Raw genomic sequence first — 2,144 nt, forward strand, 5'->3', positions numbered from 1 at the left:
TAAACGCGCTACGTGATAAATGATCAGCGGGGTCCGAGGGTACTGGTGTGCACAACGAAAGGGGACTTTGATATACCGATCGGTTGCTATCACTGAGCGAATGTATTCAAGACTGGCGTGGTCGTGTTCATTCAGCAGCATATCGTATTTATAGATACAATATAGCATATTGCTGAGCACGCACACATCAAACTCTACGTACATATTCTTCCCGAACCAGGTGGAATACGCTTTCAGGTTCCGGTACTCCGGATATGTATTCCGGATCCACAATTTATACCCATTTGAATGCAGTGCCAGCTTTTCTTTCAGCCAGGTAAGCTCTTCGCGCGTCGGCTGGGTTGTCATATAAACAAATGCAGTATCGTCGATATCGTCGGGAATGCGGAAATGCTCGAAGCGCCGGAAGATGTGACCGTTCGGGAAGTGTTTGGAAGGTTTGGTTTTCCAGAAATTGTAGGTTTTCAGCCCGTCCTTATTTCTGAAATCGGGATAGTTGGCAATGATCTTTTCACATATCCCATCAATCTGCTCCGCGATCTCCCCGGAAACCTGCCTGCGAATGGATTGTAGTGTAAAGCAGATAATTGCTGAAAAGAATATGGTGGTATCCTGCCGTTTGTAGCCGATCAGCGGGTTAATTCTTTGCGCGGGAAAAATCCCGGCTGGAAAATAGTTGTCTCCCCTGGATTGCAGTTTTTCAATCTCTGAAATAAATCGATGCAGCAATTGCTTCATATCCGAAACTAACAAAACATCTAAAAAAAAGAAACCCTGCCTCGCGACAGGGTTTCCAACAGCTATCAGAAAAAGCTTAAACGCCTTCCGCAACTACCTCTTTTACATCAGGTACCATTCTGGTCAGCAGGTTTTCAATTCCTGCTTTCAATGTCAATGTAGAAGACGGACAGCCGCTGCACGAGCCTTGCAGCAACACTTTCACAGTGCCGGATTCTTCATTAAATGAATGGAAGTTGATCGCTCCACCATCTGACTCCACGGCCGGCCTTACATACTGGTCGAGCGCCGCTTTGATCTTTTGCACGGTATCTGAATCGCGGGAGTCAACGATAACTGTGTTTTTATCAATCGTCTGCTGCGCGAAAACTGGGTGGTTTTCTTCGAAATATATCTTAATGAATTGCTTGGTATCTCTCAACACATCTTCCCATGCAATGCTGTCGTCTTTCGTAATTGTGACGAAGTTACTGGCGATAAACACGCGCTTTACGTGCGGAAACTGAAACAGGTCCGAAGCCAGCGGAGAAGCTTTTCCTTCTTCCAGCGCGGCTTGCAGCGAAGGGTAGTCAAAAGAAAGTCCGTCTGGTACCAGCTCGAAGTTCAGGACGAACTTCATTGAATTGGGGTTAGGACTTAATTCGGTATATACAAAAACGGGACGTGTAAGCATGTCAGTAGAATGATTGGAAATAGGTTGTACTCAATGCAAACAAGCAAAGGCTGCTTTTGGTTTTCCATTGGCTTGCTGTAAAAGAAAAAACCCGTAAGGTGCGGGACCTGACGGGTTTTTTAAAAGCATTGACTAAAAACTAAGCTTCTGCAGTAGCAGTAGTTTCAGTAGCAACTGCGATCGGCTCGATGTGAACATAAGATCTGTTTTCACGTGTTTTACGGAAAACTACATTTCCATCAACCAATGCAAACAAAGTATGGTCACGACCGATACCTACGTTTTTGCCTGGATTGTGTTTGGTACCACGCTGACGAACAAGGATATTTCCTGCTTTGGCAACCTGACCACCGAATAATTTTACTCCAAGACGCTTGCTTTCGGATTCACGTCCGTTTTTCGAGCTACCTACACCTTTCTTATGTGCCATGATATCTTAACTATTAATTGTTATTTCTGATTGAATTGACCTGATCCCGTTTCCGGGCCAAAGTTGCATTAAGCTACGATGTCGTCGATGCTGATCTTGGTCAGATATTGACGGTGACCATTTTTAACGCGGTAGCCTTTACGTCTTTTCTTTTTGAAGACGATCACTTTTTCACCTTTAAGGTGTTCAAGGACAGTTGCCTTTACAGAAGCGCCTGCTACTGTAGGTAGTCCAACCGATACTGTGCCTCCGTTATCAACGAGAAGGACTTTGTCAAATACAAGTGCAGCGTTCACGTCACCT

The 2,144-nt window shown here is 44.9% G+C and carries 4 protein-coding genes; all 4 read right to left on the reverse strand.

Features of this window, described 5'->3' with window-relative positions; all coding sequences use genetic code 11:
• Positions 1–738 (reverse strand): hypothetical protein (locus tag ACTIE6_RS02920; RefSeq protein WP_439555204.1); only part of this gene is annotated, 738 nt, incomplete at its 3' end.
• A 76-nt stretch (positions 739–814) separates the two neighbouring features.
• A complete protein-coding gene (locus tag ACTIE6_RS02925) occupies positions 815–1,411 on the reverse strand; it encodes a NifU family protein (protein WP_439555205.1) in 597 nt (198 codons plus the stop codon).
• Between the two features lie 139 nt (positions 1,412–1,550).
• Positions 1,551–1,841 carry a 50S ribosomal protein L27 gene (gene rpmA / locus ACTIE6_RS02930; protein WP_439555206.1) on the reverse strand — a complete coding sequence of 97 codons (291 nt, stop codon included), beginning with the start codon at positions 1,839–1,841 and terminating at the stop codon, positions 1,551–1,553.
• A gap of 68 nt (positions 1,842–1,909) precedes the next feature.
• A partial coding sequence (rplU, locus tag ACTIE6_RS02935) for a 50S ribosomal protein L21 (RefSeq protein ID WP_439555207.1) occupies positions 1,910–2,144 on the reverse strand: 235 nt, incomplete at its 5' end.

Origin of the sequence: Dyadobacter sp. (assembly GCF_051859145.1) — a bacterium.
Taxonomy (GTDB): domain Bacteria; phylum Bacteroidota; class Bacteroidia; order Cytophagales; family Spirosomataceae; genus Dyadobacter.

Coding starts and splice junctions, on each gene's coding strand:
- ACTIE6_RS02925 (WP_439555205.1), bottom strand. CDS start 1,411: ATGCTTACACGTCCCGTTTTTGTATATACCGAATTAAGTCCTAACCCC.
- rpmA (WP_439555206.1), bottom strand. CDS start 1,841: ATGGCACATAAGAAAGGTGTAGGTAGCTCGAAAAACGGACGTGAATCC.